Annotated in this window: 18 protein-coding genes and 1 pseudogene; 10 read left to right on the forward strand and 9 right to left on the reverse strand. The window is 52.9% G+C overall.

Translation table 11 applies throughout. The annotated features are described in order from the left end of the window. Positions 1-10 precede the first annotated feature (10 nt). The 5 genes and pseudogenes from RISK_RS32320 to RISK_RS21710 all read left to right on the forward strand — a co-directional run bounded on the left by RISK_RS32320 (position 11) and on the right by RISK_RS21710 (position 6,310). Entirely contained in the window at positions 11-574 is a 564-nt protein-coding gene (locus RISK_RS32320) for an N-6 DNA methylase family protein (RefSeq protein WP_047816408.1), read from the forward strand. A 48-nt stretch (positions 575-622) separates the two neighbouring features. Beyond that, positions 623-2,014, forward strand: coding sequence for a restriction endonuclease subunit S (locus RISK_RS21690; RefSeq protein WP_236696552.1), 1,392 nt, complete (start codon positions 623-625; stop codon positions 2,012-2,014). After that, positions 2,011-3,501, forward strand: coding sequence for an ATP-binding protein (locus RISK_RS21695; RefSeq protein ID WP_047816410.1), 1,491 nt, complete (start codon positions 2,011-2,013; stop codon positions 3,499-3,501). The genes RISK_RS21690 and RISK_RS21695 overlap by 4 nt, the downstream gene beginning before the upstream one ends. 493 nt (positions 3,502-3,994) lie before the next feature. After that, positions 3,995-4,939 (forward strand): annotated as a pseudogene (locus tag RISK_RS21705) (type I restriction endonuclease); the annotation flags it as partial. Between the two features lie 351 nt (positions 4,940-5,290). Continuing rightward, a complete protein-coding gene (locus RISK_RS21710; RefSeq protein WP_047816412.1) occupies positions 5,291-6,310 on the forward strand; it encodes a nuclease-related domain-containing protein in 1,020 nt (339 codons plus the stop codon). An 80-nt stretch (positions 6,311-6,390) separates the two neighbouring features. On the opposite strand, the gene RISK_RS21715 is transcribed toward RISK_RS21710, so the two are convergent. Together RISK_RS21715 and RISK_RS21720 are read right to left on the reverse strand one after the other, a co-directional pair. After that, positions 6,391-6,777: a GIY-YIG nuclease family protein gene (locus RISK_RS21715; protein WP_083435108.1), complete on the reverse strand. Its 387-nt coding sequence runs from the start codon at positions 6,775-6,777 to the stop codon at positions 6,391-6,393. 59 nt (positions 6,778-6,836) lie between these two features. Continuing rightward, on the reverse strand, positions 6,837-7,493 hold the full coding sequence (locus tag RISK_RS21720) for a putative signal transducing protein (RefSeq protein ID WP_047816413.1): 657 nt from the start codon (positions 7,491-7,493) through the stop codon (positions 6,837-6,839). 1,114 nt (positions 7,494-8,607) lie between these two features. On the opposite strand from RISK_RS21720, the gene RISK_RS21735 reads away from it, so the two are divergent. The 3 genes from RISK_RS21735 to RISK_RS33200 all read left to right on the forward strand — a co-directional run bounded on the left by RISK_RS21735 (position 8,608) and on the right by RISK_RS33200 (position 10,594). After that, positions 8,608-9,288 carry a helix-turn-helix domain-containing protein gene (locus tag RISK_RS21735; RefSeq protein WP_047816416.1) on the forward strand — a complete coding sequence of 227 codons (681 nt, stop codon included), beginning with the start codon at positions 8,608-8,610 and terminating at the stop codon, positions 9,286-9,288. A gap of 24 nt (positions 9,289-9,312) precedes the next feature. Then, on the forward strand, positions 9,313-9,861 hold the full coding sequence (locus RISK_RS21740; protein ID WP_150122675.1) for a GNAT family N-acetyltransferase: 549 nt from the start codon (positions 9,313-9,315) through the stop codon (positions 9,859-9,861). A gap of 556 nt (positions 9,862-10,417) precedes the next feature. Beyond that, complete coding sequence (locus RISK_RS33200; protein ID WP_236696554.1) at positions 10,418-10,594, forward strand: cyclic-phosphate processing receiver domain-containing protein; 177 nt, start codon at positions 10,418-10,420, stop codon at positions 10,592-10,594. A gap of 937 nt (positions 10,595-11,531) precedes the next feature. Here RISK_RS33200 and RISK_RS32325 read toward each other — a convergent pair. The 4 genes from RISK_RS32325 to RISK_RS32330 form a co-directional block, all read right to left on the reverse strand. Then, positions 11,532-11,672: a hypothetical protein gene (locus RISK_RS32325; RefSeq protein WP_160311484.1), complete on the reverse strand. Its 141-nt coding sequence runs from the start codon at positions 11,670-11,672 to the stop codon at positions 11,532-11,534. Positions 11,673-11,721: 49 nt separating this feature from the next. Continuing rightward, complete coding sequence (locus tag RISK_RS21765; protein WP_236696555.1) at positions 11,722-12,447, reverse strand: IS630 family transposase; 726 nt, start codon at positions 12,445-12,447, stop codon at positions 11,722-11,724. Between the two features lie 15 nt (positions 12,448-12,462). Beyond that, entirely contained in the window at positions 12,463-12,747 is a 285-nt protein-coding gene (locus RISK_RS33205) for a helix-turn-helix domain-containing protein (protein WP_236696556.1), read from the reverse strand. Positions 12,748-12,893: 146 nt separating this feature from the next. Next, a complete protein-coding gene (locus RISK_RS32330; RefSeq protein WP_160311485.1) occupies positions 12,894-13,067 on the reverse strand; it encodes a hypothetical protein in 174 nt (57 codons plus the stop codon). Positions 13,068-13,268: 201 nt separating this feature from the next. On the opposite strand from RISK_RS32330, the gene RISK_RS21770 reads away from it, so the two are divergent. After that, on the forward strand, positions 13,269-13,901 hold the full coding sequence (locus tag RISK_RS21770) for a hypothetical protein (RefSeq protein WP_047816420.1): 633 nt from the start codon (positions 13,269-13,271) through the stop codon (positions 13,899-13,901). Then, a complete protein-coding gene (locus RISK_RS21775) occupies positions 13,901-14,566 on the forward strand; it encodes a DUF2726 domain-containing protein (RefSeq protein WP_047816421.1) in 666 nt (221 codons plus the stop codon). The genes RISK_RS21770 and RISK_RS21775 overlap by 1 nt, the downstream gene beginning before the upstream one ends. A gap of 261 nt (positions 14,567-14,827) precedes the next feature. Here RISK_RS21775 and RISK_RS21780 read toward each other — a convergent pair whose 3' ends face one another. The 3 genes from RISK_RS21780 to RISK_RS21790 all read right to left on the reverse strand — a co-directional run bounded on the left by RISK_RS21780 (position 14,828) and on the right by RISK_RS21790 (position 24,443). After that, on the reverse strand, positions 14,828-17,470 hold the full coding sequence (locus tag RISK_RS21780; protein ID WP_047816422.1) for an SIR2 family NAD-dependent protein deacylase: 2,643 nt from the start codon (positions 17,468-17,470) through the stop codon (positions 14,828-14,830). Between the two features lie 146 nt (positions 17,471-17,616). Next, positions 17,617-20,889 carry a DEAD/DEAH box helicase family protein gene (locus RISK_RS21785; RefSeq protein ID WP_047816423.1) on the reverse strand — a complete coding sequence of 1,091 codons (3,273 nt, stop codon included), beginning with the start codon at positions 20,887-20,889 and terminating at the stop codon, positions 17,617-17,619. Positions 20,890-20,891: 2 nt separating this feature from the next. Next, positions 20,892-24,443, reverse strand: coding sequence for a DNA methyltransferase (locus tag RISK_RS21790; RefSeq protein WP_047816689.1), 3,552 nt, complete (start codon positions 24,441-24,443; stop codon positions 20,892-20,894). Positions 24,444-24,474: the final 31 nt, after the last annotated feature.

Here is a 24,474-nt window from a genome sequence, read left to right on the forward strand (position 1 = left end):
AAGCAAGCCTATGTCAGAGGCGGATGGCCAGAAGTTCCTCAAGGATCTCGCCAAAAAACTTGGGACGGCAGCCGACCCCAATTCGAAACATGACGCAGACGATGAAGCCGTCGCATGTCGAGACCAGACGCGTGAAGTGCTGTTCATCGACGCCCACGAACTGGCGTGCATGATGGACCGATTCCTCCAGGCCAACAAGGAAGACACCACAAGGCATGCCAGGACTTTTCCCAAGTGGAAGAACGCCCCCGTCATATCACCCTCCCTCCGGGAGGGTCGAGGAGGAGGAACGACGACGAGGGGAGGGGAAGCTGGACAAGTCGACAACCGCACCATCCCTGGCTTCTGCAGGAGCCCAACGTTGGTCGAGACCGCCGAACATGGCTACGTGCTCACGCTCCGTCGCTACGCAGGAGCCGAAGAGGTGGAAGACGACGGCGTCCCCTTCGCCGGAAAGATGGAGGGCTTGACCCGCGAGTTAGCCACTCAATTTCACGAGTCGGAAAAACTGCAGTCGGCGATCCGCGACAACATGCAAAAGCTGGGCTTTGCCTTGCCGGAGGCGGGGGAATGAGTCGGGCGAAATCGTTGCAAGTCGCTCCGGTCGGCGAAGAGGCGAATTGTGTCTAAGTCAGTGCATTGGCCAAAGCGAAAAGTCGCATCACTGATTGAGAGTGGCGCGCTACGCATCGACGACGGTTATCGCGTACGAAGAGTCGAACTCGGACCGATTGGTATACCTTTTGTGCGTGGCGGCGATATTGGTACAGGTGATATCTCGACCGTGGTTGAAGATCACATTCGTCCTGAATTATCAGAACGGGTTCAGACCAAACTTGCCAGACCTCTCGATGTTGCATTCATCTCAAAGGGTACGGTCGGACGGGTTGGAATGTTGCGTCCGGGACAGCCGGAAGTCGTCTTTTCTCCGCAGGTTTGCTACTGGCGAAGTTTGGACTACAACGAAATCAACCCCCGCTTCCTTTTCTATCTGATGACCTCGCATGAGTTTCAGTCAGAATTGCATGCGGTAATGACGCATGGATCAATGGCTGCCGACTATGTAAGTCTCGCTGACCAACGAAACTTTGACCTCACTTTTCCGCCGATCGAGACACAGAACACGATCGCGTCGATCCTTGGAGCGTTGGACGACAAGATCGAGTTGAACCGTCGGATGAATGCGACGCTGGAGTCTCTTGCGCGGGCGATCTTCAAGAGTTGGTTCGTCGATTTCGACCCGGTCAAAATCAACGCGGGCCAGATGCCTGAGGATGGACACGACCCAAAGGTTCTCGACCTTTTCCCCTCCACCTTCCAAGACTCCGATCTCGGACCAATACCGGAGGGTTGGGAACCGTGTGTTTTCGACGACCTCATCGACTTTGTTATCGGAGGTGACTGGGGCAAAGAAACGTTCAGAGATGATTTTGTCGAGGAAGTTCGGTGTATTCGTGGTGCTGATATACCTGATCTTCAAGATGGTGGCGTCGGGAAGATGCCGACTCGATTCATCAAATCAAATAGTTTGAAGAAACGCTCCCTGTTGGCAGGCAGCCTTGCCTTTGAGATTTCTGGTGGAAGTCCTACGCAGTCAACCGGTCGCCCGGTACTCATCACGCAGACGTTCTTAGACCGTATTCCCACACCCGTAACCTGTTCCAACTTTTGCCGTTTCATTCGTTTGAAAAAGAGTGTTTCACCGTTTTACGTCTACACAATGCTTCGGTGGCTCTACGACCGCGACGAGTTCTTGCAGTACGAAAATGGCACGACAGGAATTAAGAATCTTGCGTTCAAATTGTTTGCGAGCACGCACCAGCTTCTTTCACCGCCAGAGGAGGTCATGCAGGAATTCGATCGTGTTGCTGCGGGATACTATGAGATGATTGCGAGACACGGCGCTCAGTCACAGGAACTTGCGAGGCTTCGCTACACGCTTCTTCCCCAACTCCTCTCCGGCGAACTTCCCGTTCCCGCCGCCCTTACCGCAACCGAGGAGGCATTGGCGTGACCATTGATACGAACAAAGTGCACAAGCTGAGCAAATTCGATGCTCACAAGCTGATGGAACTGTCTATCGACGTGATGAAGCTGTCGATCCCGGAAGATCGTGGCGACAAAGTGCCGCCCGCCGTTGGCGCGCTCATTTGGTTCCCGGAAGAAAAGGAGTATATGGTCGCCTACCGAGGTGAACTTCGCGATGGGGACCATGGTGAGTTCACGTTGCTCGAACGAAAGCTCGCCAATCGAAAACTTGACGACTGCATTCTGTTTACGACACTCGAACCGTGCATGAAGCGAAACCCGCCGAAAGTACCGTGCGCGCGACGCATCACGAACGCGCGTATCAAGACCGTGTACGTTGGCATCACTGATCCTGACGTGACCGTAGACGGAAAAGGCATCAAACACCTTGAGAACAAAGGCGTTGATGTCGTGATGTATGACCGGGACCTGCAGGAGCAAATCGAGGAGATCAACAAGAAGTTCATCGAGAATGCCAACGAAAGGAAAAAGGCGGAGGAATCGGAAGATTCAGCTTCGATGCTGGAGGCATCCGCAGCGAACGTCAACTTCGGCAATCTCTCACCCGACGCGCTATCTCAGTTCATCTCGTGGGCAAACCTCAACGAGGCAATTGCATCTGAGGATTTTAGAAATCGGCTAACGCGTCTCAACGTACTTGATGCAGAGTCGGAGCCAACAATCAACGGCATCATTTTGTTTGGGAATGAACCGCGCGAAACAATTGTTGATGCAGGCGTGTTAGGGACAATTCGTTTTGAAGACGGTTCTGAAGAAACGAAGGATTTCGACGGACCGCAGGTCTTGGCTCCTCAAGAGATTATGGACTGGATCAAAGCCAAAGTTCCCAATCCAAACGATCGCACCGATGCCACGCGAAAAGAACGAGATGAAGCGTTTTTTCGGCTTGTGCGTGAAGGCGTGGTCAACGCGATCGTTCATCGTGACTACACCGTTTCGGGATCGAAGACACAGGTAATCGTAACCAAAGATTCGGTCACGATCATGAGCCCCGGTTCCCCATTGGTCACGATGGAGCAACTTCGTTCATTGAACGCTCCAATGCGAAGTCGCAACCCAACTTTGCATTACGTCTTCAACCGGATGGGACTCGCAGAAGAACGCGGCTTGGGGCTGACTTCGATGAGGCAGGCGGCAGAGACGAGCGGGCTACCGCTGCCAAAGTTCACGTTCGACGACCCGTATCTTGTGTTGACGATTTATCGCTCAACCGAGGCGGTCGTGACAAGTTTGGACGAAGAAGTTCTGAGCGAACTGACGGACAGTCAACGCAAAGGCTGGGAATGGCTCTCGAAACGGAGCACGGTGACACGGGGCGAGTATGCGGATGCAATGAAGATCGCCGATCGAACGGCGACCACTCACTTGGGGCAATTTAAGAAGCTCGGCCTTGTCGAGGTCGCGGGTTCGGGACGTGGAAGGTCAACGACATACAGGGTGGTGGCGCAATGAGCCGAGCATGTAATAGCGCCGCCAAACGCGCCGCGACGGCGCTATCCCCCCCTGTTCTCGGCAAGTTTTGGCTAATAGCGCCGCTAAAAGCGCCGCGACGGCGCTATTGCAGCTCCATTTCTGTCGATTTCGCGCTATCCGGCCGAAAATCGCGCCGAGACGGCGCGACAGACGAAATGGTACAAAAATGGGACATCACGCGATCGGTCGCGCGTACGCGCGCCATAAAGTGCTGCGCAGCAATGGGTTCTGCGCGCTCACGCATTCGACAAATGGGACATCAGCACCCGACTGACCCCATCGCCGCACACTGGTCTTCGTCATCTTCGTGCTCGGCGCCATCGTTGTCGGCGTTTTCGGCGGCGGCTACGTCTACCGAAGAAGCAGCGGCGGTGGAAACGGCTGCGGTCTTGGCATTGGGGCAAAATGAACGATTAGCTACTGCACCACTCGTGTTCGGCATCTCGCACCACAGCAGCAATGACGGAGCGCCATGATTACCGAAGACCAACTCGAACAACTTTCCCTCGACTGGTTCCGTGAGACGGGCTGGGACTACGCCAACGGTGTGGACATCTCGCCCGACGGAGACGATCCAGAGCGGGATGACTACCGAGTTGTCGTCTTGAAAGATCGCTTGGCCGAGGCAGTGGCTCGACTGAATCCTGATCTTCCGCAATCGGCCGTCGATGATGTGGTGCACGTCGTCGCCAATCCCGATCATCCCAGCTTGGAACAAAACAACCGACAACTGCACAGGCTTTACACCAACGGCGTCAAAGTCGAATACAGCACCGATGATGGAAAGGAAACGCTCTACGCTCAGATCATCGACTTCCAAAACCCGGACAACAACGACTTGCTGGTCGTCAACCAGTTCAGCGTGGCGGGAACCAAGCAGGCTCGCAGGCCCGACGTCGTGGTCTTTGTCAATGGTTTGCCGCTGGCAGTCGTCGAGCTGAAGAACCCGGCGGATGAATCGGCCGATGTGTGGAAGGCTTACTCGCAACTGCAGACTTACAAGGACGAAATCTCCGACCTGCTGGCCTACAACGTGGCACTGGTCATCAGCGATGGGATTACGGCGCGAGTCGGTTCGCTGACGGCCAACAAAGAACGGTTCATGCCATGGAACACGATCAAGAACGAAGACGATCGGCCGCTGCTGGAATACCAGTTGGAGAAAGTCGTTCGCGGCTTCTTCGATCCTGAGCTGTTTGTGAATTACATGCGGTACTTCGTCCTGTTTGAAGACGATGGCGACTCGCTGATCAAAAAGATCGCTGGATACCATCAGTTCCACGGAGTCCGCGAAGCCGTCCGTGTCACCACGATCGCGGCTGACGATTCCGACGATGGAGCCGTTCGCAAACGCCGAGCCACCTACGGCGACGAGGTGCAACCGGGCTGGCGAAAGGCGGGAGTGTTCTGGCATTCGTAGGGCGGCGGCAAGAGCATTTCCATGTGCTGCTATCGTTTGTGTATCCGAGCGAGAGAGATTCAATCGCACATGCGACATCCCGGCACTCTTTCATGTCGCCCCTTCAGGACTTTTTTTTGCTTTCGATTTGGGATCCACGGGCTTGCGCCCGTGGCGACAGCATGCCGTCCCGTTGGGACTGAATGGGATCGTGGCGATGGAGTTGGTTGGTGACGCCCCCGTGCGGACGCCGGGCTGGTGCTTGCGGATGTCGGCTGTCCTTTCAATCGGGATTGATGCGGCGTTCTGGGGGTTTTAATCTGCTGGGTTTGATGTCCGTTCAAACGATTTGAATTTTGTGAGTGCACCGTGATCGTCCAAGAGAAAGAGTCTCCGCGGCCGAAGGATCCGATGGGGAAAGCTGGGTTTGAAGCTGAAAAGCAAATGGCGTTCTTCCTGCGACGTGCCTTCGCAGAAGCGTCCGACGTTTTTGTGTTCAACGACGTCACGTTCGAACGAAATGGCGAGCGAGCCCAGATCGATCATCTGGTGATGCACCGATTCGGTTTCGCAATCGTCGAAAGCAAGTCCATCACAGGCACCGTCGAAGTGAACGAGCATCTTGAATTCGTTCGCAACTCTCGTGGGCGACGTTCTGGAATGCGGTCGCCGATCGAACAGGCTCGATTGCAGGCCCGGCTTCTACAAGGCCTGCTCAACGATGCGAAGGAATCGCTGCGTCCCAAGAAGTTGATGGGCACGGTTCAGCCATCCTTTGGTGATGAACGTTTCCAGGTCTTTGTGGCGATCTCGGATCAGGGCGTCATCGAACGCAATGGCACCAATCCGCCCGAGTTGATGAAGGCGGACCGAGTGGTCGCGGAACTGACCGAAAAGGCGAACGCCTACGAAGAAACCCAAGGCATCAAGGGATTTGTCAAGTTCGTGAAGGCGGGGAAGGAGCAAGCCAAGCGGATGGAAGATCATCATATCGCTCCGTTCACGGATCAAGAATTGGCGTCCATCCGCGAGTTTCTATTGAGCCAACGCAAACGTCAGCGAACAACGAATCCACCGACGGTTGAATCCAAGGCTCCAACGGCCGTGGAGCGAGCGGCGGCGCCCGTTTCGAAGGCAGACGCGAGTCCGTCGGATGCTGGGATGAAGTGCGAAGCGTGCGGCGAGTCGGATGTCGAGATTCTCTACGGTCGGTATGGCTATTACCTTCGGTGCCGAGTTTGCAATCAAACGCAAAACGTGCCGCAGAAGTGTGAGGTGTGTGCAGCGAAGGCGAAGCTTCGCAAGAAAGGGCCCTGCTTCTATCGCGACTGCGAGGCGTGTGGCTCACCAAGGCTGGTCCATACCAACCCGACGCCCGCGGAAGGTTGAAAGTGGGATTCGATCAATCGAGGCAATGGTGAGCCGGTGAGTTGACTAGGCTGTGGTTCGCTGCGAAACGCTCCTGGCCATCAAAACAAGAGTTGTTCTTGGTGAACTGGGGCGACTTCTTCGTCGAACTCGGTGGCTGAGTCTCGTGCTTTCCGGCGTTCGATGAACGCTTCGATGTCGTTCTCGTAGGGGAACCAGTGGAACATGAGCTGGGTGTTCACGTCATCCGTGTTGGCGTTGAACGACTCGCATCGTTTTCGCATGTCCTGGAACATTGCACGCCACTTCTTCTCTTTCGCGACGGCTTCGGACTCGGACATTGCTTCGATGTGTTCCACCTTCAAGCGGAATGGGCATCCCGACTGCAGTTGATTTCGTCGTCGTGCGATGTTGGTGGATCGGCCGATCTTCACGAATCGTCTGCCGAGGAACTCGCAGGTGATGAAGTAGACGCCCGAGTTCGACAAGGTTCAAGCTTCCGGAGTTGTTGCAGTGTGGGTCGTTTGCGACGAACGGGTGGCGATCTCTAGCCTCCGGCTGCTGCGTCAATCTTTTGCTGGATCTGTGCAATGCAGTTCGCCGTGTAGGTTGCGTGCTCTGGCCAACGTGCTTTGATTTGCTGGTAAGCCTGAATCGCCTCGTTCCAATCGCCGAGTTGATGGAGTCGCGAGGCAGCGTCCAATGCATCGTCGGCGGACAGCTCTTGTTCCGGCTCTTCATCGGCGTCGCCGAAATCGAAGTCGTCGGGCCAGTCAAACTTTCCGACATCCATAAACGCGTTGCACTTAGGACAATTTTGCGTTGTGCCGTCTTGGGACGCGGGAAACTCGCTGGTCACACCGCATTCTTCGCACTCGGATTTGATTGCTGGTGCGTTGTCCAAGTCCGCTCGGCGTCGATCTCGTTGACTCTCGAATTGTCGCAGCAAATCTCCGGCACGCTGGAGGTCCGACTTCTCAACGAACACCTGTGGCTTGTGAAATTGGCTGATGGTGCCGAACGCAAACAGGCTCACACCCGAGTTGTCTTCGACCGCATGAGCACGGACACCGTTGGATTGCAGCCAAGTGACAATTGCGTGAGCTTCCAAGTTGCCGCTGGCGGTGTAGGCAAGCGTCGGTGTGGCAAGTGTCTCTGTATCGTGAGGCTCGGGCGACGATGGCGTTTCAGAGTCATCTTTCATTTGTCATCATCTCCGCGGTATTCAGGCGATCAAAGTTGTCGAGAAGTTTAGTTGGATAATTCTAACCGGTCCGTAAGCTGACGAGATGTTGGCCACCGGTGCTCGCGATTTCCGTTTGCACTTTCAGCCCCCGTGCGAGCCTTGAAAGTCGATCGGCGAGCCACTCGCTCAGCCACCGTCTTCAAGACACTCCCGCAACCACGCACGTACTCCGGGAGTCCATCAGGTATCTGGTTCAACCCTGAACAGCACGAGAATCAACCAAACTCATGAAAGCCGACGCTCAACAAGGCCAAGCAACAGCAGATTGAGACTGATTGCCGAGCCCCCATTGCAATGCTCACCGAACAACTGAAGCAAACGGAAGAACAGGCGGAAGCGGTTCAAGCAGAGACACTGCGACCTTCGCCGCCGTCGAACAACGACGCCGACCGTTTCGAAAACAGATCGCGCAGCTTAAGCGGGATGCAAAAGCGGATCCCTACCTCAGTCTTGCCCTGGACCCATCGCCGACGAAGACAAGCCCTTCGGGGTGCAGGTTTGAGACAAAACCGCCGTTTTTCATCGGGAACCGAACATTCATCGTCGGCTTGGAAAAGCAAAGGGAATTGCGTAAAGCTTTACAAATCAATCACTTGCGCCTCAACTGATCGCCGAATCAGAACAGCCGAACTTGCCACGTCATAATTACGTCATAGTATTGTGATGAGGGAACCGATAATCGGAACCGAGGGCTTGGAGTGGCGGTTGCGAATTTGCCGCCCCGCATTTCAGGACTTCCAACGCCTCTTGCCCCGCTATTCGGTTCGTTCCGAACTGAACCGACAGCTTCCCAAACTTCGCTGGTGGAATCCCGATGAGCCTTTGGTCATTGATTTGCAGTGGAAATGGCTGGAACAGCCCAACGGCCTGTCTGAACTGCTGGTGCGGCTCGATGACGGTGTCGTCGGCACTGTTCGCGTGCTGTTCTGCGAGGCATTCGCCCACCCCGTCTGTTCCCACGCTGTGGATTATCGGCGGGATGCGAGCTGGCGAGCCGTTCAACGGTTCACAACACACAATCTATTCAGGTCGCAGAGCAATCCTTCGAGAGCGAGCCGACTGAGGTGACAAAATGTCGATAACCAACTTTAGCGAACTACCAAACGACGCTTTTCGCGCGGTGCTGCGAATCACCCCAGAGCAACGCGACTTCATTCACAAGTACATGGAATGCAGTGACGAGGTGCAATCGGTTGTTCGTTCGATGTTCGCGGTCATTGAAAGTGAGGACACGACGGACGACGATCGGCATCGTGCTTTTGCGACCATCGCAGACGCTTTGCATCTGAACCCACAAGAGGGCCACGGTCTCGACTTCCGAAAATCGCAGACCGAGATCGCGACGAAACACCCCGATCCTGCTTGGCGACCAATCATTGCCGATCGCCAGAAACAAATGGATTCTCAGGAAGCCACGTTTGCCGATCGTGTCAAAACGCTTTTACAACAAAAAAACATCACTCAAGAAGAACTTGCGGAGCGTATCGACTGCACTCAATCGGCGGTCTCCAAAATGCTTAGTCGTAAATCGCGACCGCAACGAAAGACAATCCTCAAAATGGCAACTGCACTCAACGTCGAACCTACCGCACTGTGGCCAGACCTCGAAGTCGCTTCGATCCTCGACACGACTGCTGAGTTCGCGAGTGATCGACAACTCACCGCCGCTCAAGCCGAAGCGTTAGACAAAGCTCTTTCGCGATCGCCCACGCGGGTCAAGACGCGTGAACTGCCTTCCCGGCCAGGGCGATAGAAATTGCCTGAGCCCGAAGATAAGTTGCTTTTTGCAGATGAGTTCACGCGTAACGATCCACCGTTCCTAGCTAATCTGCATTGTGGTGATGAAGCGTGGTCGCGTGCGGCCATGGAGTGGATCAATGGATCGGAAGTCATCGACTCGATCGAGTCACAGCAGACCAAGGTCTGGGTCTATCGCAATAGCGAAGCCGACGATTCGATTGTGGGCTTCGCATCATTAACCGTGACCGGTTGGTGGCGTTGGCCTCCACCAAACGGGAAGCGTTCGCGTCTTCTCTACATTCCACAGCTTGGTTTGGACCACAAGTATCGGGGCAAGCCGCGATCGCCTGAGTTCCGGTATGCCAACCAGATCATGGAACACTTGCTTGGCCAAGCAGTAGTCGCGGCCAAACAAATTCAAGAAGACAAGCCTCCCAAGAAACATGTCGAGTTGTTGACTCTGCGAGTCCATCGGGAGAATGCAGCCGCTCAAAAGCTATACCAACGCTACGGCTTCGAGTTCTTGCCTGCATTCGATGAAAACGACCATCTCGCTATGCAGCACAGGCTGGGGCTCGATTCGTGAAGCTGCGTTTTTCAGCTACGGATTCCTTCGCTTGGAATTGGAAGCTACCGAAGTCAACTCGTTGAATTACCCGACGCTATCGAAGAAGCCAAGCTGCAATTGTGTCACGAACACGCTGCGGCACACATCGGCAATTGGATAATCGACCAATCCGCCTTCCACAAAGACGCCGGTTTCATTGAAGAGGAAGAATGGCGTATTGGAATCACTCGATACGACGTTTCATTTGACGATCGAGACCAATGGCAGACGCAATACGATTGGCTGATTGACCAGCTAACTAGTTTCGACCGAGTTTTTCGAGATCGAATACAATCGCTCGAGAAAGCATCCACAGTGAATGGCGTGGACGAATAGATGGTGGGCGTACGACATCATTGGTGACATGCACCGATATGCGGATCCGTTAAACCGTTCGCTAGAACCGTTCGAACATCAACAACATCTGATGCGATTAGGTGTTCGGTAGCGTTGTAAAACCCGGAAAACTGGCTATTTCCCGCTTGGACGGCGAATCTGAATTGAGTGATGAGGAGTTCCGTTTGCTCGGTAAACAATGAAAGTCTACCTCGACGATGAACGTACGACGCCTGATGGTTGGCATCGCGTGTATTGGCCCGATGAAGCGATCGCGTTGTTGAAAACCGGGATCGTTACCGATCTCAGCCTGGATCACGATCTTGGCGATGACGATCGCGGCACGGGATACGACGTTGTCCTTTGGATCGAATAACAGGTCGCGTTGCACGGATTTGTTCCGCCGGCGATGCTTGTCCACTCGGCAAAGGTGTCAGCACGGACGAAGATGGAGAATGGCATTCGTGCGATCGATGCAATGGCGAAGAGACGTGATGGTTGATGATGTTAGCGGACATCTCGGTTGACGGTGGCGATGACGCGGGCAGCGAGCAGGAAGTGCCGACAGCGTGGATCGCGGTGAAGTTCATCGCGTACCACTCGCGACAAACGACGCCGTTCGTGCCGAAGGCGGTCGAGATCAAGGAAGCAATCCTACTGCAGAACACCGGCCGGCAAGCGGCGGTGGTCAACAGCATTGTCGACGCGAGGACTTCGCTCCGTAACTCACAGAATTGCGACAAAGGGAACTGCGAAATCTGGATTCCTCTGCATCGACATTCAACCCTACGGAACCACGCAAGCACCCGAGCGAGACAACATCCTGAACATCGGTGGCTTCAGTGACTCCGTGTTCAACGTCGTCTCATCGTTCCTAGAAAGCGACGCATCACGCTTCGTACGCGAAGTCGAATCCATTGAACTGCAAGTCGAAAGACGAACAAAACTGAAACGCCCGCGGAGCAGCAATCCCCCGCGGGCGTTTTTTGCTTCATCATTTACAACTCGATAACAAACCCATTGTTCTTCAACTTTGCTGCGAGATTGCAGCATGAACAATTGATGTACTGCGTCACACCACGAGTGAACATCCCGAAGTTGCTGATACCTTTCTCGTCGTGCAAATGACCGAAAGCGTGAATCTTCGGCTTGATTCGCTCTTCAATGTGTCTTCGCAAAGCTGCACATCCGACCTGAACGAGTTCCTTTGACTCGATATCATGCGTGATATCCAAGACGCCCTTTGGCGGACCATGCGTGATCAGGATGTCCACATCATCGGGAACCGATTGCCAAACGAGATCAAGCTGCCCTCACTTCTTCATATACGCCCAATCGTGAAAACGAGGCGTGTATGGCGAGCCGAACAACTTCAGCCCGTTCCACTGCATCGACTCATGGACCAGGAACCGAATACCGGGATACTCTTCGGCGTGGATCAGTCCCTGTTCCACGGCAGTCGAGTGATTGCCCGGCACGAACACCTAAGCACGTCTGCAGGAGTCATTGGGCACAACTCTCCAATGACGGCATGAAGATGACTTCGCCAATGTCGCAGAGCTTGCTCGTCAAAGTATTGAGTAACGTTGAGAACTTCTCCCAGGCCTCGGCGGGCATCAATTGGTATTTCAGTTTCTTCCAGAGTCGTTCAATCGAATTTAGCTCGGGACTGTAGGGTGGAAGATGGTAGACCAGCAGACCACGAGCCGCCCAGCGCTCCACACAGGCTTTGAAAGCGTGACTCGTATGGCACGAAGCATTGTCGAGCACCACGACGGTCGTCTGCTCGATCGTCTCACAGAAGTCATCCATGATTTGGATCACCGTATCAGTCGAGACATAGCCCTTGTGAAGGTAAGTTTGAGTGTGACCATCTTGATGCTCAAATCCGATGGCTTGAACATTCGATCCGTGAGCACCGGTCACGGGCACATCCCTCCGCTTGCCTACTGGAAGCCATCCGTAGGGGACGACGCCCTTGAGCGAAAATCCCGCCTCGTCGAAGTACACAACATCGAGTTCCGGTTCTTTGAGCAACTCGGCAAGTTCATCTTGAGCCAGTCGAAACGCCTTTTCGTCCCGTTTTTTGCGTAGGCTGCGACGAAAACGCTTCCAACTCAAGGGAAACCGTTTGGCGTATCGTCGTAGTGTGTCTCGTCCAATCGACTTGCCCGTTCTCGCCCGCAAGCGAGCGATGACGGTCGCTGGCCGGGAAGGATATCGTCTCAAGAGGTCTTGAGGAATTTACTCCTCTTCTTCATTGAGTTTCCTCGGGCCACCCGGACGATCTTCGTCCCGAAGTGCATCGACGCCGCCCTGCTCAAATCGTCGAATCCAATCACGAACCGTATCCCGTTTGACTCCAAAGATTTCAACGATCTGCTCAATTTCGTATTGATCGTCACTGAGGATGATCGCATGAGCGCGCATTCGGGTGTGGTGATGCGGGTTCTCTTTCCAGAGAGCAGCCAATTCGCTGCGTTGTTGATTGGACTGAATCTTTGCGAATACGCTTGCAGGCCGTGCCATGATTTGACTCCCTTGATTGCCGGGAGAAATCCACCGTGCATTGCCGCCTGACCACCAGGCGTTTTGCTAGCAAATCCAAAGGGTTCCCACTGACTCAACGTTGCAAATCAAACGCCAATTTCACCCAATCACACATGCCGACGTGCTTAGGTTGCAATGTCCAGGTCTGCGTACCAATCAAAGAACCGTCTCGCCTCGGGTTCATTCATCCAAGCATTGCCATGCGTCGACTCGTCGCCGCAATGAATCACCAAGTGCACCTCAGGAACCTGTAATCCAAGGTGCTCGTTATGCGTGTCTGAAATGAACCAAATCTTCATGCAGTTACGTTCGATTGTTTATGCGTTTTCGATGTAGACAAGGCGCCAATGCGAATATCCGAGACCCGGTTTACCATAGGACGGTATCACTGAGGAAGTAGGTTCATCAAGCTACCCGATTTAGCATCTATGCCTGATCTGGTAAAACAGAGCCGAAGCAAAGAATACTAACTTTTCGTTCGGTAGGGGCAAAGCGTGGGCATGGGAAATCTTGGTGTAGTTTCGGCGATGGTTTCAGTCATCTTTGGGCTGTTGCTTGGCGGCAACACCGCGAGGGCGGATGAGCCCTCCGCATCCGCCGATCCGGTAGTGATGCCTGTCGAGCTCTTTTTCAAAGAGATGCAGTTGTTTGCTCGACGCGTCCCTGTTGGAAATAAAAAGTTGGAGCAAGAGGACTCGCTCAAGAAGTTGCGTGAGGAAATCCATGTCAAATTTGATGGCGTCATTCTGCAGTATGACGCAAGAATCGAATCAGTCGATTGGCGGAACGAACTAGCGACGATAAAGACACACTCGCCGATTCGCAAATACAAGCCGTCTGCGAGACTGCCTTTTAATATCACGACAACGCAGCCGATAGTGATCCCAATGTCGCGAGGGGAAGCCGGTGCGTTGCAAACTCGGAAACCTCTTGTGTTCTGCGGAACGCTCTCCTTCCAAGACGGGAAGTGGGGCGCAGTAGGTCGGCCTCCAGCATCTCAGTCCATATTCTGGATCCGAAGCGAGAATTATAAGCAGGTCATTTCGATCGGAACTTTCATCACCAAAGACTACTCGGTATCGCTCGGCGACGAAGAGATTTTTGCAATCCATCCAGAGCAGGAAGCCGAGTAATGGACAATAATCCAGAGCGAAGTGGCTGTCTCGGTTTCTTTCTGAAACTGTTGGGCATCGGTCCTGGTGCCGGATCGGGAAAAGGACGGAACGACCTCCCGTACCGTCTACGCGACAACTTCCTGTCGGCCGCCGAGTTGGCGTTCTACCGCGTCCTTGAGCAAGCGGTCGGGGAAACCTACTCGATCAACAACAAGGTGCGACTGTGGGACGTGTTGTGCGTCCCGCGACGAGAAGACAGCCGCACGTACGAAAACAAGATCAGCAGCAAGCACATCGACTTCCTGCTTTGCGACCCCAGCACGATGCAGCCGATCCTCGCGATCGAGCTCGACGACGCCAGCCACAACCGCAAAGACCGGCAAGAACGCGACGCCTTCCTCGACCAAGCCCTCACCGCCGCCGGCCTGGCCATCCTGCACATCAAAGCCGCTCGCACCTATTCAATCGCCGAAGTTGGGCACCAAATCGCGAGCGTTCTTCCCGAAACCGCATCCAACATGTCAGCCCCACCGCCATTGCAAGCGGAATCAAGCGAACCCTCCTGCCTAAAATGCCACACCGCAATGGTCCAACGCAAAGCATCGAAAGGCGCACACGCTGGCAAACGCTTCTGGGCCTGCACCAACTACCCGAAGTGCCGCGAAATCATTGGAATTGATTGAATTTGATGCCAATACACTCGTTCTCTCTAGGTAGAGGATCGGGAATTTGGCATGAACACTGTTGTGAAGATCGCATCTTCGCGTAACCGCCGCTTGAGGCTGACCTGCACCCAAGAAACTGATTCAAGAAGATTCCGCGCATTCGGTCGATAAACGCAGCTAGCAGGAATCGTTGCGGAAAATTGAGGATACATCCAGGATGCGAACCCTTCAGTACAAAAAAACGCGTTGATCTAATACGGGTTGAATTGCCGTGTTGACTTAGCGTTTCTTTTTTCGCTTCTTTTTTTGTCGCTCAAGCTTACGTTGATGCTTTGGATTTGAAAGATTCTTTTGCCTTCCTGCTTCATGCCTGGCTCTCTCGGAACCTTTTCGATCATATTGATTCTTGATATTTTCAATTTCGATTTTTCGAAGTCGGTCGGATTCCTGCTTTGCGGCCTCTGCGGCATTCGCACGTTGCTCGTTTCGACGTGCAGCTTCCCATCCCAATTGTTCGACAAACATTGGTTTCTCGAGTTCAGGCAGCCGTGCGAATTGACTCTGAACCCGTTCTTTGTCTTGCTGAACCTCTGCTACTGTGGATGACACGGCCGCCGCATAGTTGTCGATTTCCTTGCCCAGGGTTGCACTTGCTTCTGAAACTGCAGGGGCGAAGTAACGTTGGTACACCCCCTTGTCGACTACGGAAACACCCGCGGCATAAAAGCTTGTAGTAATGGCGTCGAACGCCGCTTCGGGATCAATCGCACCGCCATGCAGGTAGCTCAAATGGTTATGAAGACTGTCGGGATACCACGTGATCAAACCATCTGTTTTTTGGTACATGTGATCCAACAATCTGCTGGTACTGACAAAAAATGCCTCACTAACCGCTTCGCCACGAAAAGTCTTTTCTGTTCGCAAATGTCGAATCAGGTAGATGACCTCAGCTTCGGCTGTTGTCTGCGTCGCACCGGCTCGAAGAGTGCCAGCATCCTCTCGTTTTGAATAAATCTCGTCGCTCAGTAACTGGATTTCATTCGAGTCAACGCTTGGGTCAACTGCATCGACTTCAACTATCGCGACTCCTAATCTCTCAAGTGCGTCTATGAAACCCGACGTTGGATTAAAGCCGATACTCAACCGGTACTCATCTAGCCCACGCCAATCCGCAACGACCGCACCGTTGATAAAGCCATCGACAAACGGATTTTCAGTATAAGAATCACTTTGAATCGTCTGTAGCAAAGCCACTCGCTCTCCGCCATTTGGCACATTGCGTAGTTGTTGCTGCATCCAATTCCATGCGATATGTATCTCCTTTGCGATCTTGGGCGTTGTTATGAATCGAATCCCAAGCTCTTTCAGCTTATTGACAAGCGAAACCATGAACTCATGTTGCGATGATTGCTTAGCGAGAATAGGCATGAGAATGTTGGAGTCCAGAATCCACAAAGTGTCTTGCGCGATCTTTTTGCGAATTTCTTGGCCAGTTGGATCAAGTCCAAACATGTGGAACGCGAAGAAACCTTGACTTAAATGAGCGAGATATCGCTGTTGGTCTTCGTTTGGATCCGTGAGGATATCCATGATTGCGTTGCAATATTCTGTTCGAAGATCAAAATCCTCAACTTCAGCCGCTGGTGGGAAAACGGACTCGAAGAGCTCCGGCATATCGGCTGGCTCAAAGGAATTACCTTTAAAGAGCATCTCAGCAGTCGCGAGACCTCGCTTTCGAAAAACTTCAACGATCGCCTTCTTGAATCCCTGGATAAGGACTTGAACATCGTCGCTGTCCTTGCATCTGCGAAGCCTTTTTTCAAGTGCTCCGTAAAACTGATCTTCGTCGGAGCTGCGTTTGCCCTGCATAATCGCGAGTTCAGCTCTGCCGGAGTCTGTTGCCTCCACAATTCCTTTGTCTTCGACTACTTGTTGCATTGACACTAGCTCGTTGACTGATGCTTGGAGCTCGGCATCGAATGTAGACAGTTTTTGGATTTCAACCGGAAGCAAGTGCGATGGAATTTCCCCAATTTCGATGCCGGAAGGCTCGCTCACAACTACGGACAGGACTTGAGGTTGAATTGCTCGCTGCAGCATTCCCTCATGGCCGCCAAACCCAAGAGATGAATGCACGTAGAGTGAAACTGCGGTTTCAGATTCGCGAGAATCAGGAAAATCGAGCGGAACTCGCCGACTGCCAGACCGCGGAACGACAAAACGGTCGATTTGTCGAAGCAGCTTGGCCAAGTTTCGATGATCACCGTCAGCGTTCGAATATGAAATGATTCGTATGTTGTATTGCTTCAAGAGCTTTTCTGATTGTCCTCGGTCAGCATCGGCAACGATCATGAAAATTGGGTTCGTCGCCGATGCAGACTCCTTGGCAAGCTCGAGAATGAATTGGAGGTCACGATCAGCCATGCTATGACCTACAACAAGCACGGGGACCATTTGGAGAATACTTGTTAGCTTAGACCGGAAATACTGTCGCGCACCTCCCGAGCTGAATTCAGAATATTGGCTTGTTGTGAGCACGATGTCTTCCGGCGTTGTTAGATCGCCATGAATCTTAACGATCCGATTCTGTGTGCTTGCTATTACTTGAGCGAAATCGGCTTGCGAGTTCAACAGTGTTGTGAAGTGAACACCAACTTCATCGAGATGCCTGGCAATCTCATCCTCGTAGTTCGTAGTCAGGTAACAACGAATTGGCCATTTCGTTATGAAGCGATAGGCATCGCCGAAGCCAGAACCTGGACTAAATGATGCTGATATCTCATCGCAGAGAGCTTTCATCCCGCCAGCGGGTTCGACCAATCGCTCGAACACTTCTGGGAAATCCTCATTCTTTATCAAATTCTGGAGAATATCCAATTCAGTTGCATCGAGCTTTGCTCGAGCAACGGCGTCTTGTGCCATTCGCTTCCACGAAGGGTAGCGAAGTGCAGTCGAGAAACCTGATCCTACTAGTGCAAAACACTTGCCCGAGTTTATGTTTGTTAGTAATTGTCTTGGGATCGTCATGATGGTGTTGCTTCACTTCGAAAGAAAATGTCTGCTATTGTCTACGTCGATGCAAGCTGGGTGCGTGTATTCGCAACCGCAGTGCAAAGCATCTGTTCGATGTACGTGTCTTTGTCTTCCTCTTGGAAAACAATGTTTCGCTCTTCCATCTGGGATTTTTCTAAACCCCACATTCCTCGCATGACGTGAGAGGCGGTGCCGGAGACGAGGAACGAATGCAAGTGCGTGTTCTTGTCGCCCAGACGGGTTTCGATTTCTTTGATCGTGTCGAAGAACTGCACCTTTGGATCGGTGACGCCGATCTGACGGATGCCCTTGGGGTCGACGAAGATGATGTGTTGCTTTTTGCCGACCAAGAGCCACAGGATGAAGTCCGGGTGGAAGTTGCCGGCCTCGAAGAAGCCGACGCCCTTGCCGCGGCTTAGGTTCCGCAGCAGGTACAGTTCCTTGCCGTTGAAAAAACCCTTCGACTTGGCTTCTTCGGTCGTGTGAAATGCGGACAAGTCTTCGATGAATCTCCGCTCGCCCTTGTTCAGTGGCGTGGGGCTGATCTCGACGATCTTCTCTTTCAGGCACAGCAGCGGCTGGTACAGGTGCCGGCCAAACCAGAGCGTCTTCAAACCGGCGAAGTCGAGATCCTTCATCTTGCCGCTCTTGATAACCTTCTTCAGCTCTTTCAACTTGGCGATGATTTCGACTTGCGATTCATCCAGCATGATCCGGTAATAGTCGTCATCCTCAGATTCACCGATGCCAAGCATATTTGGATCGCTATGTCCAAGTTCTTGGTATTCCAAGTACGGCATTTCCCATTGGCGTTTGCGGAACGTGTAATAACGCTCGGTGTACTTTCGCAAAAGCGACAGCGCGATCTCTTGCCACAACTTGACCTTTTCAAACGAATCGAATGCCAGTTCTTCTGGTGGAATCAACAACTCATACCACGAAGAATCAGCCAGCAGTTCGACAATGCCGTCTCGTGTGAGGTTTAAGTTGAACCAACCACGTTCGGCCTTAAAACGCTCTAGCTCGAAGTACAGCTTGTCGACGTCCAAGAACGCTGTGTGTCCCTTTTGGAAATGTGTGCGATTGGGTTGCTCGTCCGCATCGCCGCCTTTGACGCCTTCGGACTTGATCGCCTTGATCTTTGGATACCAGTTCACGACCACCTGGTTCTTTTGCAAGTACTCGGTGTCTTTATCAGTACTCGGATCGGGTGCCGCCACGGTGGGGATCGGCCCGAGCTTGCGGAACGCGTCACCGAATTCGGTACTGACGCCGTTGATCTTCTTTTGCAAGCGGATGGTCTTTAGCGGTACCGTGCCCAGGTTTTTGATCACCGGCAACAGAAACTCCACTCGTTCCTCGTTCGTTGGCAGTCCCTCTTCCTTCAGGTGCTTGCGGAACTCGGCCATGTAGTCGGCGCGGATGCCGAAGATGCCTAGCGTTTCCAGGGTCGAGATGTGCTTGGGGCGCTCAACGCCATCGGGCAGTTGCGTTTTATTGCTGCGTTTCAGGCTCATGTCGTAGCCCTTCAACCGCACACCGCGTCCGAATAACTGGATGATCTGAGCGCCCTCGCCCTGGCCGACATTCATCAAGCCCATCGTGCTCACACGCCAGCTACTCCACCCCTCGGTGAACTTCTTTGATCCGATCAGCACGTTGACCGTCGAATCGTCGTCATTGATCTGGTGGAACAGCGATCCGGAGAACTCCAATTCACCGGTTTGCAGATCGTGTTGTTCGCACAATTTGACCAACTTGGCATCATCGCCCACGTTGATGACGCCGAATGGTTCATTCTCGGCACCAATTCGCAATGCGACTTCGCCGGTCGCGCCTTTCAGGTTCTCGACGTAAAGCTGACCACCCCCGGAAGCGTTGAACAGCGTGGCGAGAACTTCGTCAAATATCTGCTTGGGCGTCAAACCAAGCGTGTTCAGGTAGGCGAATCGCCCTGAGAACAGATTCTTCTTATCCGTCGTCACCAAACCCTGATTCAACACTCGTTCGATACGCTTGACGCTTTCACTCCGCTGCGACACGAAACGAGACAAAAATTTCAAGATCTCGACAATGTCCGACGCGTCTTGCTTCGCGAGCGTCTTGGTCACGCTGCCGCCGACAAAGATCCAAAGCGGTTTCTCGATGTTAAACGGTCGAAAATGCTCGCCGTTCTCCTTGAACAATCGTTGCTGTTGAAAGAAGGTCAGCAAGCAAGCTGTCAAATACAGTTCCAGGTGGTTTTCTTGCGTTTGATCGTCCAGGTTCAGGATTTGATAATCCTTGCCGAACCCGTCGCCGTAGAAATAGCGGTACGAATAATTGAACAGTATGTTCTTGGCGTATAGGTCCGTCAGATCAGCGTTGCCCGTGATCGCTTGCTGGAACGTCGCCGAATACTCGAACGAAAACCCTTTCTCGCACAACGCATTACGTGCCCGCATCCACGTCCCATCCGCGCCGCCACTGGCCCCTCGGTGGCCTTCATCGACCAGCACCAAGTTGTTGCCTTCAAACGCGTCGATGGCGACCGTTTTGTCACCCATCTCGTCACGTAATCGAGTCATCTCGATGATCTCGATCGCCTTGCCTTCAAACAGCGGTTTGCTGTCCTTGGAGAACATCGCAGAGTAGATGCCGGCCGCGTCAAACTCCTTCTTGTGCTGCTGGCTCAATCCTTCATTGGGCGTTAGCAACAAGATCCGATTCAAATCACGCCGGTGACCGTGTTTGTCCAGGTAAAACTGAAACTGCAAAATGTTCGCGTGCATCAGCAACGTCTTACCGCTACCGGTGGCCATCCAGAACGCCAGCTTGTTCAGTTGCGGCCAAGCCTCGACCGATTCATCGAGCGGAGTGATCTTGTCCGGATCATCTTTGTCCTCGTTGTACTTTGCGACCTGCGCATTGATGCTGCGGCGCAGTCCCTCGGGATCGCGGAAATACTCGTCCAGATAGATTTCCGTAAACAACAGCGAGAGATACTGAAAGTACTTCCACACTAACGGTTCGTCGCCACGAGTGATTCGTGGTTCGTTCAGTTGCAGTGTGTGCCGAACGATGTTTTGGTCGTATTCCAGCAGCGTTTCGGTCGTCATCTCCGTCAGGTTGAACAACTGTTCGGTCAACGCGTGATGGAGATGATGGACGTTGTTTTCGTCCAGCCCTTCCAGAGCTTCGTTCTTCAGGTACTCGGCCAGTTTCTCCAGCGAGTCGACACCGAAGCGTGATAACAGCCACTGGTTCAGGATGAGCTTGTAGGGGAACGGAACGACTGGCTTCTTCTTTGCTTTGCGTTTTTTGGCCATGACTATTCCGTGTCCTCGAACATCAGTCGATGAAAATCCTCTTCGATCAGGCGGACCTTCCAGGTGTCCGTGGCGGTACGAAGGTTTTCTAGGTTGTTGGTCCCGTTGACGTAGATCAGGTCAAACTCGCTGTCCTTGCTGCTGTAGCCGCTCTTGGTGAACCACTCATCCAGCACCAAGTTGTCTTGCTCGACGCCTTCGGGATCTTCGCCGCCGGGTCGCTTTCGCCAGATCACCAGTGTCTTGCGACCGTCCGGCGTCGTGCCGGTGACAGTTCGGAACCAATGCGGGGCGTCGTCTTTCGACTTCAAGCGTCCGTTCAGTTTCATTCGCTTTTCCTTGTCCCGCTGGAACTTGGCCTCGAAGCATTGCGGGGCGGCAAGGTGATGAACGGTCAATCCGATCAGCCAGTTGAACGTCTCGATCAGATCGACATTAGTTTCGCGGGTCTCATCCGATCCGGGGCGTTTGACCTTCAGCTTGTAAGCCGTCGGGTCGATGAAGGAAGCCACGTTCAGAAGCGAAGGACTCCCCGCCGTTTCGACGTCGAGCATGTAACGCAGCATGTACTGCTCACGCATCTCGTCGTTGGTTTCGAGAGCAAGAGTCTGTTGTCCCGACTGTCTGGTCTGGAGGTTATTGAGCGAGTCTTCATAGGACTCCAGGCGAACAACTTTGACGATATGACGTTCAGCAAGTCGAGATTTCGGTTTACCATCACGCCAGTCTGAAGCGTACATGGACTTCAGCGTACGAGGTTTCAGCACGCGATCAAAGTACTCGGCCATCTCCACCAGCAGAAACTGCCGACTCCCCCTATCAGATCTGTTCAGTGACACAACCGCATGACCGGTACTACCTGAGCCACCAAAACAGTCGACTACAAGACCTTGCGAGTCCGATGAGTGCATTATGAAACGCGAAACAAACGACGCGTGTTTCGGCGCGAGAAACATTCCCGTCTTTCCGAACATTGCAGATGTCTGCTTTTCCCCATCTGAGTAATCAGAAAAAACGCTCTTCGCAACGTTGGTTTCGACTTCGTGCAGCATACGTTTGATGCGAGGAACTTTATTCTCATCCTCGCCCCAGGCGACGCGTCCATCAGCGTCTAGCATCTGAAAACTACGCCTCGATGGATCGTTCGCATCGAGGGCGTACGCACAGTTCCACCCTCGCTTTGGACGTGGGCATGGCTTTCCGGTTACAGGATGTGGCGGATTGTAAAACCGAAAGTTCGGATGATCCTCATCTTTGGTCGATGCTGCTTGCTTTGATGCAGGCATCGACATGTTATCTTCCTGCCAAATCCATATCTTTGCATTCTTGGACTCAGCTTCTGATTCGTCCACCAATCGCCCGCAAGCGTCTCGATATTCTGCATGTGTGTAATTGAAGATACCTTTCCAAGGGTCATTTGACTTTTCTTTTTCATAATCAAGTCCTTGTGCTTCAATGTCATCGCGGTAGCTTATCCGCCGCTCTTGGTACAGTGCCTTTACCGCAGACTCAATCTCCGCGATTGTTGCAAACTTGGCATTCAAAGGAGCAATTAATTCCATCACCTCTTCGTATCCGGGCTTTGGTTCACGAAACATCCCGGCCTTGGATTCAGCAATCGCTTTGTCTCTGGCGAAGACAATTACGTATTCATGATTTGTTGAGTAATTTGGAGCCTGACTGTTGTTTGTGTTCATGACCCAAACGAGCTCTTCGACTTTATTTGAACTTCCAAACACATTCTCGAGAACATGCTCGACTACCTGTCGCTCTGTTTTGTCGATGCTCACGAATATTGCACCGTCTGATGTCAGCAGTCGATGCAAGAGCTGGACTCGATCGTGCATAAGTGAAGCAAAGGTCGAGTGCTGATAGTCGTTCTTATACGGTATTCGACTGCTCGCCGTGTTGTACGGTGGGTCGATATATACACATTGCGATTGCTCACGCATCTTACGTTCCACTAAGCTTAGAGCTTGAAAATTTTCACCATGAACCAATGTGCCGTCACTAAAAGAGTCAACTCCATCAATGGCGTTCAGAATCCGCTCAGTAAACGAGTCATCGAATAGAGTTGTATCTACGATAAGTCCCTTGTTTTGCTTAAGAAATGCTGGCGTTAGTGGTTTGGAATACGGCACTTGCTGGTCTTTAAGCAACGGCGTGCTGGGATCTTCTTCGATCTCATCAATCGCAAATAGTTCAATCCATTGATCCAGCTGCAATTCGTTTTCCACTATCTCGTTTAAAAACACGTCCGGAATATGATTTAGACTTATGCAATACCCCGTTTGCACGACAAACTTTTTCTTCAACCACAACTTTTTCTGGAAATCTTCGAGCTGCGCAAGAAAACTGATGATCTTTCCAGCGACTCGGCGGATGACTTTGATCTTCGACAAATACTGTTCGACTCTCGGGACGGTCTCATTCTCGATGTCGTCCAGGTGCATGACTTCGTTCTTGATGTAGAAGTCCAGCTCGCGACTGAGGAATCCGCCCAGGTCTTTGTGGATGAAGTAGTCGAACGTGTTGCGGGCGACGTAGCGGTTGAGGTGGGCACGCAACCTTGAGTAGTCTGCCTTCTCGCCGTTGGCCTTGGTGTGGGCACTCGCTAACGTTTCGTGCCAGTTTTCATTTTTCAGACCTTCGTTTTCAGCGAAGAATGCCGCAATTCGAGATTCCGCGATCTCAAGCAGGTCTTTTTGGCTGGGAGGCTTCTTTTGTCCTTTGCGGTTGGATTCGGGCCAGTCGTTGGTGGTCGCTTGCCGGTACTCGAAACGGATGACGAGTTCTTCGCCTTGCTCGCCGGGTTCTTCTTCGATGAAGTTGTGTCGCTCGGGGGAAGCCTTGGTTTCATCTTCATCACCATCGTCGGAACCCGCAGCTTGCGCCGTCGACTCATTCCGATCGTATTCGGGTGCGAGGATGAAGACGCGGTCTTTGCCCTCGGCGGCTTTGACATTGCCGTGCTCGCCTTCGACGACGTCGGCCAGCCGGAAGTGGACGCGCATCGGATTTTCGTCGTTATCGACTCGCAAACGAAATGCGTAGTCACGCAAGTACTCGCTGGTCTTGATGTAGTACTGGTCCGCGTTGGCCCAGTGCAATTTGACTTCTTCGCCCTCGTAAGGAATCGCGTACACGCCGGGCTTGTAGACCCGTTTGGACAGGAAGTCACCGTCGGAGTAATAACGCCGAAAGAAACCGAACAGGTGATCGTAGACTTCCGATTCCAATTGCTCCGGCGACGAACCACTACTGGCGATCTCGGCACGCAATCGTTGCACCTCGGAATCCTGGTCGGGATCATCGCCAAGCTTTTGCCGCAGTTCGATGCGTTCTTGGAGCTGTTTCTGCAGCTCCGCTGTTTCGCCCGATTCATGGCGAGCAAACTCCGCCTTCACTTGCGGCAGTAGGTCCTTGTCCAGAAACTGAGTGATCTCGGCACTCTTGGCGTGCATGATTCGGTACAAGCCGAAGTCCAGATCGGGTTGATCGAGCTGGAATAGTTCCTTGAGCAGGCCCTTTAGTTTCTCGTACTTTTTACTCATCGCTTGTTTTGCTTTCCCTGCCAATCGGTGG

Source organism: Rhodopirellula islandica (assembly GCF_001027925.1).
Taxonomy (GTDB): domain Bacteria; phylum Planctomycetota; class Planctomycetia; order Pirellulales; family Pirellulaceae; genus Rhodopirellula; species Rhodopirellula islandica.